The organism is Bradyrhizobium sp. NBAIM03 (assembly GCF_020194055.1).
Classification (GTDB): Bacteria; Pseudomonadota; Alphaproteobacteria; order Rhizobiales; family Xanthobacteraceae; genus Bradyrhizobium; species Bradyrhizobium yuanmingense.
This window is the reverse complement of the sequence record NZ_JADYVS010000223.1, coordinates 1-410: the sequence shown is the minus strand read 5'-3', so window position 1 is coordinate 410 and position 410 is coordinate 1. Positions and strand designations below refer to the sequence as shown.

Genomic DNA, 410 nt, shown 5'->3' with positions numbered 1-410 from the left:
GTTCATGCGATTGACACGAGAACTCCGGCGCGGACGAAAGCAAAGCTGACGGCGCCGGCGCGCGAGGTCGCCTGTGAAGGCTACGAGGGTGCAACCGTCGACCGCATCGCCGAGGATGCAGGCGCACCAAGGTCCTATAGCGACCAGAATGGCAAAATAGCGTGACGGAAAAGGAATGGCGCACCCGAAGAGATTCGAACTCCTCACCCCCAGATTCGTAGTCTGGTGCTCTATCCAGCTGAGCTACGGGTGCGTGCCTGAAGCGGTGACCACCGCTTGCGTGGCGATCCTCTAAAGGGTCCTTTCGGCGATTGCAAGCGCCTTTCGGCAAAAAACTTCATTTTTGCGACGACGGGATCGAGCCGAAACGCGCGTTCTTTGGTAGCGAGGATTCACGAGCGGCCCTTGGC

General features: G+C 59.3%; 1 tRNA gene. It reads right to left on the bottom strand.

Annotated features, from left to right (window positions below):
* Positions 1-176: 176 nt before the first annotated feature.
* Positions 177-253 (bottom strand) — tRNA-Arg (locus I6F21_RS38210).
* Between the last annotated feature and the right edge of the window lie 157 nt (positions 254-410).